General features: G+C 50.3%; 16 protein-coding genes. 15 read left to right on the plus strand and 1 reads right to left on the minus strand.

Annotated elements, in window-relative coordinates; genetic code table 11:
* The first annotated feature begins 44 nt into the window (after positions 1-44).
* From DXC57_RS12050 to ytvI, 8 genes are all read left to right on the plus strand, one after another.
* The gene (locus tag DXC57_RS12050; RefSeq protein WP_243101472.1) at positions 45-560 is read left to right on the plus strand and encodes a hypothetical protein; all 516 of its coding nucleotides are present in this window, start codon (positions 45-47) and stop codon (positions 558-560) included.
* Positions 557-1,492 carry an ABC transporter permease gene (locus DXC57_RS12055; protein ID WP_118652827.1) on the plus strand — a complete coding sequence of 312 codons (936 nt, stop codon included), beginning with the start codon at positions 557-559 and terminating at the stop codon, positions 1,490-1,492. Before DXC57_RS12050 ends, DXC57_RS12055 begins: the two co-directional genes overlap by 4 nt.
* A gap of 98 nt (positions 1,493-1,590) precedes the next feature.
* Positions 1,591-2,466 (plus strand): diadenylate cyclase CdaA, encoded by an 876-nt coding sequence (cdaA, locus tag DXC57_RS12060; RefSeq protein ID WP_118523269.1) that lies wholly within the window; start codon positions 1,591-1,593, stop codon positions 2,464-2,466.
* Positions 2,444-3,820 (plus strand): CdaR family protein, encoded by a 1,377-nt coding sequence (locus tag DXC57_RS12065; protein ID WP_118652829.1) that lies wholly within the window; start codon positions 2,444-2,446, stop codon positions 3,818-3,820. Before cdaA ends, DXC57_RS12065 begins: the two co-directional genes overlap by 23 nt.
* Positions 3,821-3,864: 44 nt before the next feature.
* A complete protein-coding gene (locus tag DXC57_RS12070; protein ID WP_107001249.1) occupies positions 3,865-4,128 on the plus strand; it encodes an HPr family phosphocarrier protein in 264 nt (87 codons plus the stop codon).
* Positions 4,129-4,181: 53 nt separating this feature from the next.
* A complete protein-coding gene (locus DXC57_RS12075; RefSeq protein WP_118652831.1) occupies positions 4,182-5,483 on the plus strand; it encodes an O-antigen polymerase in 1,302 nt (433 codons plus the stop codon).
* A gap of 139 nt (positions 5,484-5,622) precedes the next feature.
* On the plus strand, positions 5,623-6,813 hold the full coding sequence (locus tag DXC57_RS12080) for a pyridoxal phosphate-dependent aminotransferase (protein ID WP_107001247.1): 1,191 nt from the start codon (positions 5,623-5,625) through the stop codon (positions 6,811-6,813).
* A 38-nt stretch (positions 6,814-6,851) separates the two neighbouring features.
* On the plus strand, positions 6,852-7,967 hold the full coding sequence (gene ytvI, locus DXC57_RS12085) for a sporulation integral membrane protein YtvI (protein ID WP_118570474.1): 1,116 nt from the start codon (positions 6,852-6,854) through the stop codon (positions 7,965-7,967).
* 13 nt (positions 7,968-7,980) lie between these two features.
* On the opposite strand, the gene DXC57_RS12090 is transcribed toward ytvI, so the two are convergent.
* Positions 7,981-8,922 carry an AraC family transcriptional regulator gene (locus DXC57_RS12090; protein WP_118570475.1) on the minus strand — a complete coding sequence of 314 codons (942 nt, stop codon included), beginning with the start codon at positions 8,920-8,922 and terminating at the stop codon, positions 7,981-7,983.
* 507 nt (positions 8,923-9,429) lie between these two features.
* On the opposite strand from DXC57_RS12090, the gene dapF (DXC57_RS12095) reads away from it, so the two are divergent.
* From dapF (DXC57_RS12095) to DXC57_RS12125, 7 genes are all read left to right on the plus strand, one after another.
* Positions 9,430-10,290, plus strand: a complete 861-nt coding sequence (gene dapF, locus DXC57_RS12095) for a diaminopimelate epimerase (RefSeq protein WP_118652833.1) — start codon at positions 9,430-9,432, stop codon at positions 10,288-10,290.
* A gap of 220 nt (positions 10,291-10,510) precedes the next feature.
* Positions 10,511-11,830, plus strand: coding sequence for a glutamine synthetase family protein (locus DXC57_RS12100; protein WP_118570476.1), 1,320 nt, complete (start codon positions 10,511-10,513; stop codon positions 11,828-11,830).
* Between the two features lie 31 nt (positions 11,831-11,861).
* A complete protein-coding gene (locus DXC57_RS12105) occupies positions 11,862-12,416 on the plus strand; it encodes an ANTAR domain-containing protein (protein ID WP_117795975.1) in 555 nt (184 codons plus the stop codon).
* A gap of 46 nt (positions 12,417-12,462) precedes the next feature.
* Positions 12,463-13,263, plus strand: a complete 801-nt coding sequence (gene dapF / locus DXC57_RS12110) for a diaminopimelate epimerase (RefSeq protein ID WP_117795974.1) — start codon at positions 12,463-12,465, stop codon at positions 13,261-13,263.
* Between the two features lie 72 nt (positions 13,264-13,335).
* On the plus strand, positions 13,336-14,136 hold the full coding sequence (locus DXC57_RS12115; RefSeq protein ID WP_117795973.1) for an N-acetylmuramoyl-L-alanine amidase: 801 nt from the start codon (positions 13,336-13,338) through the stop codon (positions 14,134-14,136).
* Positions 14,137-14,306: 170 nt separating this feature from the next.
* Positions 14,307-14,939, plus strand: coding sequence for a cytidylate kinase-like family protein (locus DXC57_RS12120; RefSeq protein WP_022358543.1), 633 nt, complete (start codon positions 14,307-14,309; stop codon positions 14,937-14,939).
* 131 nt (positions 14,940-15,070) lie between these two features.
* Positions 15,071-16,453, plus strand: coding sequence for an MATE family efflux transporter (locus tag DXC57_RS12125; protein ID WP_118570477.1), 1,383 nt, complete (start codon positions 15,071-15,073; stop codon positions 16,451-16,453).
* The last annotated feature ends 20 nt before the right edge of the window (positions 16,454-16,473 follow it).

A 16,473-nucleotide genomic window follows, 5' to 3' on the forward strand; every position in this document is an offset into this window, starting at 1 on the left:
TCCCCCCGCCCCCTCGCCAAGAGAAAAAAGTTATGTTATAATTTATGGAAGAATGCGTTTTTGGCGCAGCGGTTTCAGAAACGGGACGTATTGGACCGGAAGCCGCGGCATATATAAAAAAGGAACCATGTATGCTCAACGAAGACAAGATAAAATTAATGACCGAACTGGCACTGTTTGAGAAGAAGCATGCTTCCCAGATGAAAACAGTCAATCAGTATTTTAAAAGCGACTATATCAGCCGCAATCTGCTCCGGGGATTTATAAGCTATACATTGTGCAGCATACTTCTCTTTGGAATGTGGGTATTATTTAATGTAGAAGTAGTTCTGAGTTCGATAGGAATGGATGAACTGAAGGGACTGGCTTTTCGAGGAGGAGCTTTATACCTCGGGGGGCTTTTTCTGTATGTCGTGCTGACGATCATCGTGTATGGCGGGCGGTATGAGTACGAGGAAAAGAGGAATCGGATCTACATAGCGAAACTGAAACATCTGGATAAGCGTTACGATATACACCGGCGCGCCAGAAAAATGGAGAGAGAGAGGAGAGGCAGATGAGAGGACTCCTTGCAGGGAAAGAAGCACTCAAGGCTTTCTATGCGAGATACAGTGCATTTGTGAATGCATTCCTGCGTTTTATAACTGCCTTTGCGGCGGTGTTTCTGATTAACCAGAACATCGGACTGATGCCGAAACTGAGCGGCGGTCTGGTGCCGCTGTTTGCGGGAATTATATGTGCATTTCTCCCATTTGGAGCCATTGCGTTTCTGATTGGGATTTTTTTGCTGGCACAGCTCTTTGCAGCATCAATGGAAGTGGCGCTCATCACCTTGGTGTTCCTTCTGATCGTGGTGCTGCTGTATTACGGATTTCAGCCGGGTGACAGCGCGTACCTGATTGTAACGCCGATCTTGTTTTTTCTGAAGGTGCCGTTTGCAGTCCCGATGATTCTCGGACTGACTGGAAGCCTCATATCGGTGATTCCGATGAGCTGCGGGATTTTTCTGTACTACGTGATTCTGTATGTGAAGCAGAACGGAAGCTTCCTGGCAGGCAGTGAGCAGACTGAGATCACGCAGATGCTGGCTCAGGTCATCAAAAACCTGCTGGCAAACCCGGCGATGCTTGTCATGATTGCGGCATGCTGCCTGGGGGCGCTGACGGTCTGTGTGCTCAAGAAACTGTCGATCAATTACTCCTGGGGGATCGCGATCGGAACTGGCCTTATTTTACAGATTCTGGTTGTGTTTATCGGCGATTTCCGCTTTGGCGTTCCGGTGTCCGTGCCGGAGCTGGTTGTGGGAATGATTGGTGCGGTCATTGCATCGCTGATCTATCAGCTGTTTGTTTTTTCGGTCGATTACAGCCGGACCGAGTACACGCAGTTTGAGGATGACGATTATTATTACTATGTGAAAGCGGTTCCAAAGATTGCAATTTCGAGGACGGATGTAAAGGTACAGGAAATCAATAAAGTAAAGAGAAGATAGACTATTTTATAAAAGAAACTTGTTGTTAAAAGAAATGCGTGACGGGTCATATGTACGTGACTGGTAACAGAAACGCAGCCCGAAAGGGAGGGAAAAGAATGGCAGAGATACTGGCGGAGATTTATTCGTGGATCTCGTTCGTACCGAAGATAACCTTTAAAAATTTAATAGAGATCGCGATTATAGCAATTCTGGTATATGAAATGCTGATCTGGATCAAAAATACGCGGGCGTGGACGCTTCTGAAGGGTATTGTTTTTATTCTTGCATTCTTTCTGGCAGCTGCGATCCTGGAACTGGATACGATTCTGTGGCTTCTGGAAAAGACGTCGTACATTGCGGTAACGGCGATCATCGTTATTTTCCAGCCGGAGCTGCGGAAAGCACTGGAGCAGATCGGAAGCCAGAATGTGCTGACGACGCTGTTCTCAACGGATGATACGAAGAAAAATGAGGATTTCAGCGAAAAGACGATTGCAGAGCTGGTGCGTGCTTGTTTTGAGATGGGAAAAGTCAAGACGGGCGCCCTGATCGTCATCGAGAGGGGCACGCCGCTCGGAGAGATCGAGCGGACGGGCATCGAGGTCGATGGTATCGTGACGAGCCAGCTTCTGATCAATATTTTTGAGCACAACACACCGCTGCACGACGGCGCGGTCGTGATTCGCGGTAACCGTGTGACAGCGGCGACCTGTTATCTGCCGCTCTCGGACAATATGGATATCAGCAAGGCATTGGGAACCAGACACCGTGCGGCAGTCGGAGTTAGTGAGGCGACTGATAGCGTGACCCTGGTTGTATCGGAAGAGACGGGGCGCGTGTCGGTGGCTGTGTCCGGACGGCTTAAGAGTGTCAAGGATGGCGATGAACTGAGAGATATGTTGTCGGTTCTGGTAAAACGGGAAACGGAAAACACAGGTCGTTTCAGAATATGGAAGGGAAGACGCAGAAATGAAAGAAAAGCTGACGAATAATCTTGCGATCAAGCTGATTGCCCTGTTCTGTGCTTTCTTTGTGTGGCTGGCAGTCGTGAATGTGGCGAACCCGATCAAGGTGTCGACGAGAGAGGTTCCGGTCACGATCACGAACGATCAGGTGCTGGAGCAGGCGGATCTTGCCTATGATGTGGTAGGCAAAAAAACGGCGGTGATCAGTTTCAAGATCCGGACGAAGGATGATTATAAGGTAAAGGCGTCGGATTTCAACGCCTATGCGGATTTATCGGAAATGTATGATGTGACGGGGGCGATCCCGATCCGAGTGGAAGTGGTGAACAATGAGGAACTGCTGGAGTCCACGCCGGTTGTGAAGTCCCCGGAGGTCATCAAGATCACGACCGAGGCGCTGCAGACCAAAGCATTTACGCTGAAAGCGTATCCGCAGGGCGAGGCGGCAGACGGTTACGAGGCAGGTGAGGTGACAATGGTGCCATCTCAGGTGACGGTCAAAGGACCAACCTCCCTGATCGGACAGATCAGCAGCGTGGGTATCCGTTTTAATATTGACGGTGCTGTGGCGGATGTCAGTGGAACAGCAACACCGGAGTATTTTGACGCCAATGGAAATGTGCTGTCAGATTTGGGAGATTCTGTCAAGACGGTTGGCGGAGATGTCTCTTATACGATGCAGATCCTGAAAGTAAAAGAAGTACCGCTTGATTTTGACGTCAGCGGCGAGGTGGCGGATGGATACCGCTATACGGGTCCGAAGACGGATATCAAGTCGGTGTCTGTGGCAGGACTCAAGACCGATCTGGCTTCGGTCAGCACGATCACGATTCAGGGACCGTCCCTCAATGTGCAGGGCGCGACAAAGGATGTGGAGTGCGAGATCGATCTGGATGATTACCTGCCGTCCGGGCTTACGATCGTGGGACTGGACAGCACGACGATCAACGTGACACTGCAGGTGGAGAAGCTGACGGAGAAAACCTTTACGGTCAAACCGGAGAATGTGACTCTAAACGGAAAGAACAGCAGCTACAGCTATACCGTCGAAGATACGAAGATGGAAGTCAAGGTACAGGGACTCGAGGAGGATTTAAGCAGTCTGTCGGCGTCGAAGATGAATATCCGGGTCGATGTATCAGGCATGGGACTGGGCGAGCACACGGCAACGGCGCAGCTCCAGCTGGGGGACGCGTATAAGATGCTGTCGGCACCGGCTGTGACGGTGCGGGTCAGCGAGCATGGAAGCTCCAGCGCCCAGACGACGGAAAGCACCGAGAGTGACCGTGGAGACACGGACAGCCAGAGTAGTTCCAACCGGGAGAGCGGGGCAAGCTCGGCAAAAGAAAATGTGGATGCAGAGAGCGGAAATGTGGCATAAAGCATGGTACGCCGTCCACAAATGAGGAGAAAGAAGTTAAAATAATGGTAAAAGCAAAAATTAAATTAAAAAACCCGACCGGTCTGCATTTGAGACCGGCGGGAATCCTGTGTAATGAGGCGGTAAAATTCGATTGTTCCGTCCAGTTCCAGTTCCGTGGCACCGTGTCCAATGCAAAGAGTGTCCTGAGCGTGCTTGGGGCGTGCATCAAGAGCGGTGATGAGATCGAGTTTATCTGTGATGGAAAAGACGAGGAGGAAGCTCTGTCAGCGATGCTGAAAATCGTTGATGACGGGCTGGGCGAGTAGAAAAAAACGGTGCGGTAAAAGACTGTGTACAGACGTACGGATAGGATGGAACTATGATCGTTTATTTGGTTTGCTATGCGGCTTCGCTGCTTCTGGCGCTCAGCCGCCATTATCTTTTATCCGGCGCAGGGCTTCTGGCGGCGGCGGTGTATCTGTATGCGTCAGACTATATCCGGAGTGGAAATTTTCTGCATCTGCGGGGGATTTTCGCTCTTTCCTTTGTAGGTGGACAGGGACTGGCGTGTATGAAGCTTAGTTATTTAAGTCAGGCATGGAGTGCGGGAACGTGGCTGGGACTTCTGGCGGCGTTTGCGGGCTTTTATCTGGCTTTTTATTATCTGGAAGCATTTTCCGGCGAAGCGTCCGTCCGTGTGGGCGGTCATTCCGGCGCGGTGCAGCGCCGGGGGCTGGAATCCTATGCCGGAACTGTTTTTTTCTGCGCGGTGGCGCTGGCGGCGGTATCGGCAGGCTGCTTCGCGATCGAGGCGGTCTATATGGGCTATATTCCGCTGCTGCTCCGTGGAGTTCCGCATGCCTATTCCTATTTCCATGTGACCGGGCTTCATTATCTGACGGTGTCCTGTGTGCTGGTTCCGGCGCTCTCTGTGATCTATTTTTGCATCGAGGGCGGTCGCAGCCGGGGACGGCTGGTGTGTATGCTTCTGGCGGATGCAGCGGCGGTGGCGATTCCACTTCTGTGCGTGTCGCGCTCCCAGCTTCTGTTTGCGGTACTGCTGGCATTGATTACCTACATGCAGATGGAACACCAGCTGAATCCGATCTACGTTGTTTTTGCGCTGGCGGGGCTGATTATGCTCTACATTCTGCTGACGATCGCGCGCAGCCATGATACTGCCTACCTGAATACGGTTTTTGAGATGAAACGGCACCTGCCGATTTTTGTGACGCAGCCGTATATTTATATTGCAAACAATTACGATAATTTCGACTGTCTGGTCAAGGGACTTGTGAAGCACAGCTGGGGCATGAAAATGCTGGCACCGTTCTGGACGCTGACGGGACTCAAGTTTCTGGTTCCGTCGTTGACGGCATTTCCATATTATGTGACGAAGGAAGAGCTGACGACGCTGACGATGTTTTATGATGCGTACTACGATTTCGGCGTAATTGGCGTGTTCGTCTTTTCTGTCCTGTTAGGAGCGGCGGCGTATCTGCTGATGCGGATGATGCGCCAGGTGCAGAATCCGATTACCTATCTTCTGTACGCACAGTTTGCACTTTACATGCTGTTATCGTTTTTCACAACCTGGTTCAACAATCCGTCCACATGGTTTTATTTCGCGGTGACAGCGGTTGTGGCGTTTCTGGTATCGCATAAGATTGCAGGGCGGTAAAAATATATGGATTAAGATATAAAAATGAAATAAAATCTGCTATAATAACAAAAAGACGACAATTCAGCAAGTTAAAGTGCTGCTTGTATACAGATTGAATTGCCGCATTGATCAATTTTATAGAAAAGAGGGCAAGCCAATGATTTCAGAAAAAATGATACCGCTTATGAAAAATAACTCTGCCATCCGTATGATGTTCGAAGAGGGCAATAAGCTGGCGGCGAAATATGGACGTGAGAATGTGTTTGATTTCAGCCTTGGAAACCCGAGCGTACCGGCTCCGGCAGAGGTAAATCAGGCGATTCAGGATATCGTAAAGGAAGAAGATTCCCTGTTTGTACACGGATATATGTCCAACGCAGGCTATGAAGATGTGCGCGAGACGATCGCACAGTCGTTAAACCGTCGGTTCGGCACCTCCTTTCACGCAGGTAACATTCTGATGACGGTCGGTGCGGCAAGTGGCCTGAATGTTATTTTAAAGACCCTGTTAAATCCAGGAGAGCAGGTCATTACCTTTGCACCGTACTTTGTAGAGTATGGTTCCTATGTCCGCAACTATGACGGCGAGCTGGTGGTTGTATCTCCGAATACGGTGGATTTCCAGCCGAATCTCGTTGAATTTGAGGAAAAGATCAACGAAAAAACCAAGGCGGTCATCATCAACACCCCGAACAACCCGACCGGTGTTATTTATTCCGAGGAAACACTGCAGAAGATTGCAGCAATTTTGGAAAAGAAACAGAAGGAATTTGGCACATCGATCGTGCTTCTGTCCGATGAGCCGTACCGTGAGCTGGCTTACGACGGCGCGGTTGTACCGTATGTGACAAAATATTACCGCAATACAGTGGTTTGCTACTCGTACAGCAAGTCCCTGTCCCTTCCGGGCGAGCGTATCGGTTATCTGGTAATCCCGTCTGAGATGGATGAGAGCGCAAATGTATTCCAGGCGGCAACGATCGCGAACCGTGTTCTGGGCTGTGTCAATGCGCCATCCCTGATGCAGAGAGTCATCAAGCGCTGCGTAGATGCGAATGTGAATCTGGAAGCTTACGACCGCAACCGTAACCTGCTTTACAACGGACTGAAAGAGTGCGGATTTTCCTGCATCAAGCCGGAGGGCGCGTTCTACCTGTTCGTGAAATCCCCGGTGGAGAATGAGAAAGAATTCTGCGAGGTATGCAAACAGTACAATGTACTGGTAGTACCGGGAAGTTCATTCGCTTGCCCGGGTTATGTGCGCATCGCATACTGCGTATCGTATGGGCAGATCGAGAGATCGCTTCCGGCATTCAGAAAGATTGCGGAACACTATAATCTGGTATAGCGAAATTGCATCATTGCCTCGGAAAGGAAAAGGATGAGATGAAACGATATCTTAGAATGATTCTGAATATTGTGATTCCGTTCCTGGGTCTATGTCTGGTCATCTTTTTAGGTCCCAGGCTTCTGCGCTTTTTCATGCCGTTTGTGGTTGGATGGATCCTGGCACTTTTAGCAAATCCGCTGGTCCGGTTTCTGGAACGGCGCGTGAAGCTGGTGCGGCGCCACGGCTCGATGCTGATCATTATCGCGGCGCTGGCGATCGTGATCAGTCTTTTTTACGGGGCGGGTCTTCTGGTTTACCGGGAAATGGGAAGTTTTCTGGCGGATGCACCGGAAATATATCAGAGTGTGATCGCTGAGATTGAGGATGCATTGCAGAATGGGCGGAAGCTTGCAGAATATTTTCCTCAGAATTTACAGCCGCCGCTGCTGGCATTTTCGGATAATCTGGATGGTTTGTTTGGAAAACTGGTATCGCGGGCGGCGGAACCGACCGTGCAGATCGCCGGACATGTGGCGAAGAGTATTCCGAATCTTCTGGTAAATATGGTCATTACTATCCTGTCTTCATATCTGTTTCTGGCGGACCGGGAGTCCATCATGCTCTGGCTGAAGGGGCATCTTCCGGCATTTATATTCCGCTATATCGAGTATATGAAACGGGACGCAAAGGGAGTGATTGGAGGATATTTTCTGGCACAATTCCGTATCATGTGTGTGGTGGCGCTGATTCTCGCGGCAGGATTTTTGGTGCTGGGTGTCCGCTACGGTGTCCTGTTGGCATTTTTGACGGCGATTCTGGATTTTCTGCCAATCTTTGGAACGGGAACGGTGCTGTTCCCATGGGCGGTTGTGAAGCTGTTCGCGGGGGAGTATGCGTATGCGACCGGGCTTATCCTGCTCTACATCCTGACGCAGGTCGTCCGTCAGATCATCCAGCCGAAGATCGTCGGGGAGTCGATGGGATTGCCGCCTCTGATGACCCTGTTTCTTTTGTATCTGGGATTTAAGCTGCGCGGGCTGACAGGCATGATTCTGGCGGTGCCGGTGGGGCTTGTCTTTATCAATTTTTATAAATATGGGGCGTTTGATTCGATGATCCGGAATTTCAGGATGCTGATGGAGGCGATTCAGAAATTCCGGAGGGAAGAATAGGGAGGTTTCCTTATTATATAGTAAAATTTTCTTTGTAATTTAATCTGGATAAATTATGCGGCGTATCGCGATATTTTTTCTTATATGCCCGGAGGAACGCAGCATAATTGCGGAATCCGGATTGATAGCAGGCTTCTGTGACGGGGGTGCCCCGGCGCAGGAGCTCGTTTGCGTTTTGGAGGCGTTTTTCGGTCAGGTATTCGGTAATGGTGTAGCCGGTTTCCTGGCGGAAGAGACGCATCATGTGGTATTTGCTTATGTAAAAGCGGGCGGCGAGCTGGTCGATCGTATGGTCTTCTTCCGGGTGTTCAGAGAGGTAGCGCATGAGTTCCAGGATTTTTTCGCCGGAAGGGGAGGTCGGAACGTATTCCCGATGGTTTTCGGAGGCGGCGCGATCAAGGTGTACCATAAATTCCAGGAATAATAAACGCAGAAGAAGCCCGGAGCCATAGCTGCTGCCACCAAGGGATTCAAAGTTAGCATTGTCTGTGCCATTGTCATTTGTACCGCCTGCCTGATAGGCATTTTCCAGTCTTGACAGCGCCTCTAAGAGCGGCGTCATGGTAAGGGAACCGAGGCGCAGAACATCGGACTGCTGTTCTCTGGCAAGCTGGAAACAGAGGTCGAGCGCACAGTCAGCACAGGAGAATGCATCCAGACATTCCGGCGACAGGTAGAGGATGATGCGCTCATATCGGCTTCCGTATGGCACGACCGGCTTGTGCAGGCAGTGCGCGCCGACGAGGACGATGTCGAGCGGGCGGAGGTGGTAGGAACGGCCTTCCACGATGTAGTCCGCTTCGCCATTTAACAGGATCAGGACTTTGTGGAAATCATGATAGTGGTAGGCAACCGGTGTATCCATCTGCCCGCGCAGGTGGAAAAGGCGGAATTCGTGGTTGAGGTAGCCGCGTTTTTCGTAGGCGGGGGATTCGTGGGTGGTGTTTTCTGGCATAATGGGACTCCTTTTTTTGAGTGTATTGCAGGTTGATTGTTGCGGGAAATTATATCTTGTATAAATGCATTGAGTTTGTTGTTTTCCTCTGAGATAAATATGTTTTGAAACACAGACATTTCATTTCTTAGTTCATATTATATAGCATTATATGCAATATTTAAAGCATGATTCTTCTATTAAAAGCTGCTATATTTTCCTAAAATTGAAATTAAAGAAAGCATAGATGGAATATTATGAAAATGCAGACATATTCAAAACATAAATGGATATGCATGATAAAGTGATTTCAAGAATGGAAGTAGAATAGAAATCATTGATGAAAGGTAACTGTTCAGTAGGTCTGCGCATTTACTGCGCTGACCGTACGAAAACATGGGTCAGCAGGCAAAAATCCCATTGCCGTAGGCAATTTTTAATGGGTTTTTGCGCGTGACTGTGAAGGTACTGAACAGTTACGATGAAAGATTTTTATGGTATTGATTAAAAGGGGCAGGAGGTATCGCGATGAAACAGGTTGTGCTTGAAAAATATCACTGTATGGGAAATGATTACCTGGTGTTTGATCCAAATAAGAATGATCTGGAATTGAATGCGGAGAATATCAAGAAGATGTGCAGCCGTCATTTTGGCATCGGCGCGGATGGCATTCTGGCGGGTCCATATCTGGGGGAAAATGATTTTTATGTACGCATCTACAACGCGGACGGAAGCGAGGCGGAGAAGAGCGGCAACGGCATGGGTATTTTTGCAAAATATCTGCGGGACGCGGGATATGTGCAGAAAACGACGATCTCCTGGAAAACGCTGGGAGGCGAGGAGACAGTCTTTTATCTCAACGAGGATGCGACCCGTGTGAAAATTTCGATGGGACATCCGACGTTCTGGAGCGATGAGATTCCGGTGACCGGCGAGCGGCGGGAGATGGTAAACCAGACGATGGTATTTGGAAAGATTCCGTATGTCACGACTTGTCTTTCAATGGGAAATCCGCACTGTGTTATCTGGATGAATGAGATTTCGGAGGAAATGGTGTGCCGGATCGGCGAGCATTCGGAAACATCCGAATATTTCCCGGAAAAGGTCAATACGCAGATTTTAAATGTCCTTGACCGGACGAATATCCAGATCGAGATCTACGAGAGAGGCGTTGGATATACGCTGGCGTCCGGAAGCTGCGCCTGCGCGGCGGCGAGTGCGGCATACCGCCTGGGACTTGCTGATCCGCATATGTACGTCCATATGCCGGGCGGCACGCTGGAAGTGGAAATAAAGGAGGACGGCATGGTTTACATGGTCGGCGAGGTCGGATATGTGGGACATATCCAGTTGGGAAATGAATTGAGCGAACAGCTGCGGATTAAATAAAAAAGTATTTGACAGAAAAATATCGGACTGCTATATTTTATTTATAAAAATTGTGAAAAGAATGACAGGGGCATTCTCACACAGCAAAACGATCATAAACGTATGCTTGAAATTTTGGGGGCTGTATAGGCAGGAAAATTCTGGGCGTATATGAAAAGAGGGCGAGGGGGCTGACTGGAGACAGAGACAGCTGCCTCGTTTTTTATAGGAGGAAATGGCGATGGGAGAGAATACGAACCGATCCGAACCTTTTTTTGATGAAGATGTTGATTTGGTAAAGCTGCAGTTTACCGATATTTTTGGACAGTGCAAAATGGTCCAGATGACGCGGAGGCAGGCGGAAAAAGCGATGAAAGAGGGGTATGCAATCAACCGGTTTGCGCTCGGCGGCTTACAGAAAGCTGGGATCGAGGGCGCGGCGGCGCCGGAGTATCTGACGGACCAGAGCGAGAGTGTGGAATTGTACTTGAAGCCGGATGCATCAACGTATCAGGTCCTTCCGTGGGATTCCGGGCAGGAAAATGTAGCGCGCGTGATCTGCCAGGTCTGCAATGCGGATGGGACGCCGTCCTGGACGGATTCGCGTCATATTTTACAGGAAACGGTAAAACGTGCCGAGAAGATGGGACTGGACTTTGATTTTGATTTCCAGTGTGAGTTTTATCTGTTTCACACGGATGATGATGGGAGACCGACGACGGTGACGCATGAGGTTGCCGGGTATTATGACGCGGGGCCGATCGATCTGGCAGAGGGCGTCCGCCGGGACATGGTTCTGAGCCTGGAGGAAGCAGGATTTGCGGTCGAGAGCACGCATCATGGTCTGACTGCCGGACAGCACAGCTTCGTCCTTCCGGCGCGCCGGGGCATTGAGGCAGCAGATTATTTACAGACGTTCAAGGCGGCGGTCAAACGGATTGCGAAACGCCACGGTCTGCATGCGACTTTTATGCCGAAGCCAAACATGAGCGGCGACGGCTCGGGGCTTCATGTGGGCGTGTCGATCTCTTCCAGACGGGGCGCCGAGGCGATGGCGCAGGCGAAGCATTTTGCAGCAGGCGTGCTTAAAAATCTGAGTGATATGATGATTTTTACGAATCCGACCGTCAATTCATATAAACGTCTGGCGGCGGAGCGGAGCACGGTGTTCCAGCCGGAGTTCCCGGCGGCTGTGTGGGAAAAAGGAAGTGAAAAGGCAGTTCATGTGAAGGAAGACCGGAACGGACGTATTTCCGTGGAAGTGCAGTTCCCGGATCCGTCTGCGAATCCGTATCTGGCGCTGACGGCGATTCTGGCAGCAGGACTGGAAGGAATCGAGAAGGCGCTGGTGCTGGATGAAGAAGCGGGCGATGAGAATGCGCCGCGGTTCCCGGAGACATTGGGGATATTGCTCCAGAAGCTGGATCAGAATGAATTTGCACACCGTGTATTTGGGGAAAAGTTCTGCCGGATGTACGGCGAGGGCAAGAAAGAGGAGTGGGAACGCTTCTGTGCCTATGTGACGGATTGGGAGACAGCGGAATATCTGTATCGTTGTTAGGGGGTACGAAATCGCAGTGAGGTGAGACCACGTGGGAAACATCATAGTAGCATTTTCGAAGCCGCAGGACGGACGAAATATTAGAAATATACTCGTAAAACATGGAATACAGGTCACAGCCTCCTGCACATCGGGCGCGCAGGTTTTAGCGTTAACCGATGATTTGCGAAGCGGGATTGTGGTGAGCGGCTACCGGTTTGGTGATATGACCTGCCGGCAGCTTGCCGACCAGCTGCCGCCGGGATTTGATTTGCTTCTCATTGCTTCCCCGAGCCGGTGGAGCGGCGAAGCGATGGGAAGGATTGTCTGCCTGCCGGCGCCGTTTAAAATGGGAGATTTAGTTTCGACAGTCCGCATGATTGAGCAGTCACAGGCGGAAAAAAGACGGCGGATGCGCCGCCAGCCGCCGCAGAAGCGCAGGGAAGAGGATCAGAAAGCGATCGACACCGCAAAGGCTATTTTGATGGAGCGGAACCGGATGGCGGAGCCGGAGGCGCACAAATATCTGCAGAAATGCAGCATGGACAGTCAGGTCAGCCTTATTGAGGCGGCACAAATGGTAATCAGTCTTTACAAAATGGCGTAAGATCCTTTACAATAGGATCAAAAAGGCAGAAGGAGCAGCAAAAACGATGAAATTTACAAAAATGCAGGGACTTGGCAATGATTATGTCTATGTCAACTGTTTTGAAGAAACGGTAAACGATCCGGAGAAGCTGGCGATTGCCGTCAGTGACCGCCATTTTGGAATTGGTTCCGACGGATTGATTCTGATTACCCCATCTGAGGTGGCAGACTGCCGCATGGATATGTACAATCTGGACGGTTCCCGCGGCGCGATGTGCGGCAACGGCATCCGCTGTGTGGGAAAATATGCGTATGACCACCATATCGTGGACAAGCCGCAGATTTCTGTTGAGACATTGTCCGGGATTAAATATCTGGATATGAAGGTTGAAAATGGCAAAGTAACGGCGGTCACCGTCGATATGGGCGAGCCGGAGCAGACTTCCGAGCTTCCGGAGAAGATCGAGGTAGATGGAACGGAATACGAATTTACCGGAATTTCCATGGGAAATCCGCACGCCGTTCTGTTTATGGATGAGATTGATTCCCTGGATCTGGAGACGATTGGACCGAAATTCGAGTTCCATAAGCGTTTCCCGGATCGTACCAACACCGAGTTTGTCAAGGTCATTGACCGCACACACGTAAAAATGCGTGTCTGGGAGCGCGGATCCGGCGAAACGATGGCATGTGGAACAGGTGCCTGTGCGGTTGCCGTTGCATCCATTCTGGCAGGGCATACGGAGGATGCGGTTGAGGTCGAGCTGCTGGGCGGCTGCCTGCAGATCCGCTGGGACCGAGAGAAAAACCGCGTGTTCATGACTGGACCGGCGGTGGAAGTGTTTAGCGGGGAGTATGAGGAATAATTAAACAGGAAACTTTGGGACTTCTTTCACATATGGTAGTAGTACAACGATATGTGAGAGGAGTCTTTTCTTTTGGAAGAAAAAAAGAAAGTGATGATAGATGCCGGGCACGGCGGAACGAAAGATCCGGGAGCAGTATTTGAGGATCGGATGGAAAAGGACGATACCCTGCGTCTGGCGCTGGCAGTAGGGAGGATTCTCGAGGAAAATGGGGTGAATGTCGTCTACACGCGGTCAACGGACGTTTATGACACGCCCTACCAGAAAGCAGAGATGGGAAATGAGGCGGGCGCGGACTATTTTGTTTCCCTGCACCGCAATGCGGCGAGTGAGCCGGGAAAAGGTTCGGGCGTCATGACGCTGGTGTACAAGACAGGCAGGGAATCAGAACAGCTGGCGGATTCAATCCAGAGAGAGCTGGCGCGCACCGGATATGTGGATCTCGGCGTGATCGAGCGCCCGGATTTGATTGTGCTGCGGAAAACGCAGATGCCGGCGGTTCTGGTTGAAGCCGGATTTATCGACAATCCGGAGGATAACAAGCGGTTTGACGCGCAGTTTGACGAAATTGCGGCGGCGGTTGCATCTGGGATTCTAAATGTAATCGATGACGACATGGATCGCCGTCCGGTGGAAGAGAGCGACTATTATTACCAGATCCAGACGGGGGCGTACCGCATCCGATCGCTGGCAGAGCAGCAGTTAGAAGAACTGCGCCGTATGGGATTCCCTGCATTTCTGGTGTACGATGGGACGTATTTCAAGCTTCGGGTCGGTGCGTTTAAAAATCTCGACAACGCTGTGCGGATGGAACAGGAACTGCGGAAGGCGGGATTTCCGACGGTGCTTTTGTATGAGAGGGAGGTAAAGTAGGGGAGAAAAGCTGAAAAACAGGCACTATCTGAAAATAAGAATAGAATGACTTATTTGATTGATTTTTGCTGTGCTTTTTGTAAAAATGAATGGAAAAAATCCCCTCATTATGGTATGCTGAAGATAGAAAGCAACATGCATTTTCTTGTAGATAAAGGGAGGGGTTTGGTATGTCAGAGAAGAAAAAAATTATCATCACGATTGCGAGGCAGTATGGAAGCGGCGGTGCGGATACGGGCAAAAAGTTGGCGGAAGATCTGGGGATCAGTTTTTATGATAAGAACATTCTCCGTATGAACTCAGATGAGAGCGGTATCAAAGAGAGCTATTTCCATCTGGCAGACGAGAAGGCGGGCAACCGGCTTTTATACAAGATTATCAATACATTGACACCGGAAAAGGGCGCACCGTCGTTCGGTTCCGATCTCATTTCAGCCGACAATTTGTTTCGCTTCCAGTCGGAAGTGATCCGGAAGCTGGCGGCGGAGGAATCCTGCGTCATCATCGGCCGCTGCGCGGATTATGTGCTGGACGGCACCGAGGGACTGATTCGTGTGTTCCTCTACGCGGATATCAAGGTGCGCGAGGAGCGCGTGCGTGAGCGGAATCTCTACGCGGACAAAGATGTCCTCAAAAATATCCACCGGATCGACCGGGAACGCCGCGATTATAATCGTTATTATGCAGGGCGCGACTGGGAGAAGCCGGAGAATTACGACCTTTTGATCAATACGACACAGATTGGTGTGGACGGGGCGGTTCAGTTGATTAAGGATTATTTAAAAATGAGGGGGCTTTTGTAAGGGAAAAAGAATGACTTCCACTTGCAATTCAATATAGTATCGTGTAAAATGGCACATGCAGCCGGGCGAATACGAGAGTGTTTGGACGGCTGTATGTGCTGTTTTGCTATTATTACAAGTAAGGGGAAAATATGAAATATCAAAATGATATTGACAAAATGAATACGAACCGGAATTTATTTCTGATGTCGCTGCCGATCTTCGTGGAGCTGTTATTGCAGCTTTTGGTCGGAAACGTTGATCAGATGATGGTAAGCCGGGTATCGCAGCCCTCGGTGGCAGCGATTGTCAATGCGAACCAGATCATGAACCTGGTGATTATCGTGCTGAGCATGGCATCGACGGCGGTTACTGTGATTTTGTCCCAGTATCTGGGCGCGCAGGATGAAAAAAATGCATCCCGGACCTGCATGGTCTCGATCGTGCTGATCGGCGGCGTCAGTCTTGCGGCAACGATCCTGGTTTTTGCCGGGCACACGCCGCTTTACCGGGCGATCCATGTGCCGGAGGAGGTTTTTGATGAGGCGTCGCTGTATCTGCTGATTGTCGGCGCATTTATTCTGGTGCAGGGATTGTATCTGACCTTCTCAGCGATGATCCGTGCATTTGCCATGGTAAAGGAAGTCATGATTATATCAGTTATCATGAATGCCATGAATATTGTGGGAAATGCGATTTTAATCAACGGCTGGTTCGGAATGCCGCAGCTTGGGGCGGTCGGAGCGGCGATCTCGACGGATATCAGTAAGTTAGTTGGTCTGACATTGATGATCGGAATGTTTTTCAAGAGCCGCCGCGTCAAAATGGGAATGAGTTATCTGCGTCCATTTCCGGTGCAGATTTTAAAAAATCTCTGCCTGTTGGCAATTCCGACGGGGGTCGAAAGTTTTTCGTACAATCTCTCCCAGATGATAATTCTGGGAATTGTTAATTCCTTTGGCACGCTGGTTACTGTAACCAAGGGATATTGTACGATTTTTGCCAATATTGATTATGTTTATGCGATGGCGATCGCGACGGCAACCCAGATTGTGCTGGGCTACCTGATCGGAGCGCGCCGTCTGAATGATATACAGAAACGAGTGAATGCGACACTGAAGGTTGCGATTGCGGCGTGTGTCGGGATGGCGGTGCTGATGTGCCTGGGAGGTAAATACATTTTCCTGATTTTCACAGACAACCCGGAGATCATTGCGCTTGGACGGCGGATTCTGGTGATTGAGATTGTGCTGGAGATCGGGCGCGCGGTCAACATTGTTATGACCAAATGCCTGATTGCGGTCGGCGATGTCCTGACCCCGACCATGGTCGGAATCACCTTCCAGTGGGTCGTAGCTGCCGCTGGTTCCTGGCTGCTCGGCAGCAAGCTCGGCTGGGGGCTGGAAGGCGTCTGGATCGCAATGGCAGCCGATGAATGCGTGCGCGGACTCATTTACGCGGTGCATTTTAAGAAAGAACGTTGGAAGAAGAATTTTAAGGGCGTGAAGACGGAAGCAGAGTTGGGAGAGGCGTAGAAGATAAGCGAAGAAAGAAA

The organism is Clostridium sp. TF06-15AC (genome assembly GCF_003481165.1).
Classification (GTDB): domain Bacteria; phylum Bacillota; class Clostridia; order Lachnospirales; family Lachnospiraceae; genus Otoolea; species Otoolea fessa.

What these genes read in the sequence shown, in the direction of transcription:
- DXC57_RS12050 (WP_243101472.1), top strand. Translation starts at nt 45, where the DNA reads ATGGAAGAATGCGTTTTTGGCGCAGCGGTTTCAGAAACGGGACGTATT.
- DXC57_RS12055 (WP_118652827.1), top strand. Translation starts at nt 557, where the DNA reads ATGAGAGGACTCCTTGCAGGGAAAGAAGCACTCAAGGCTTTCTATGCG.
- cdaA (WP_118523269.1), top strand. Translation starts at nt 1,591, where the DNA reads ATGGCAGAGATACTGGCGGAGATTTATTCGTGGATCTCGTTCGTACCG.
- DXC57_RS12065 (WP_118652829.1), top strand. Translation starts at nt 2,444, where the DNA reads ATGAAAGAAAAGCTGACGAATAATCTTGCGATCAAGCTGATTGCCCTG.
- DXC57_RS12070 (WP_107001249.1), top strand. Translation starts at nt 3,865, where the DNA reads ATGGTAAAAGCAAAAATTAAATTAAAAAACCCGACCGGTCTGCATTTG.
- DXC57_RS12075 (WP_118652831.1), top strand. Translation starts at nt 4,182, where the DNA reads ATGATCGTTTATTTGGTTTGCTATGCGGCTTCGCTGCTTCTGGCGCTC.
- DXC57_RS12080 (WP_107001247.1), top strand. Translation starts at nt 5,623, where the DNA reads ATGATTTCAGAAAAAATGATACCGCTTATGAAAAATAACTCTGCCATC.
- ytvI (WP_118570474.1), top strand. Translation starts at nt 6,852, where the DNA reads ATGAAACGATATCTTAGAATGATTCTGAATATTGTGATTCCGTTCCTG.
- DXC57_RS12090 (WP_118570475.1), bottom strand. Translation starts at nt 8,922, where the DNA reads ATGCCAGAAAACACCACCCACGAATCCCCCGCCTACGAAAAACGCGGC.
- dapF (WP_118652833.1), top strand. Translation starts at nt 9,430, where the DNA reads ATGAAACAGGTTGTGCTTGAAAAATATCACTGTATGGGAAATGATTAC.
- DXC57_RS12100 (WP_118570476.1), top strand. Translation starts at nt 10,511, where the DNA reads ATGGGAGAGAATACGAACCGATCCGAACCTTTTTTTGATGAAGATGTT.
- dapF (WP_117795974.1), top strand. Translation starts at nt 12,463, where the DNA reads ATGAAATTTACAAAAATGCAGGGACTTGGCAATGATTATGTCTATGTC.
- DXC57_RS12120 (WP_022358543.1), top strand. Translation starts at nt 14,307, where the DNA reads ATGTCAGAGAAGAAAAAAATTATCATCACGATTGCGAGGCAGTATGGA.
- DXC57_RS12125 (WP_118570477.1), top strand. Translation starts at nt 15,071, where the DNA reads ATGAAATATCAAAATGATATTGACAAAATGAATACGAACCGGAATTTA.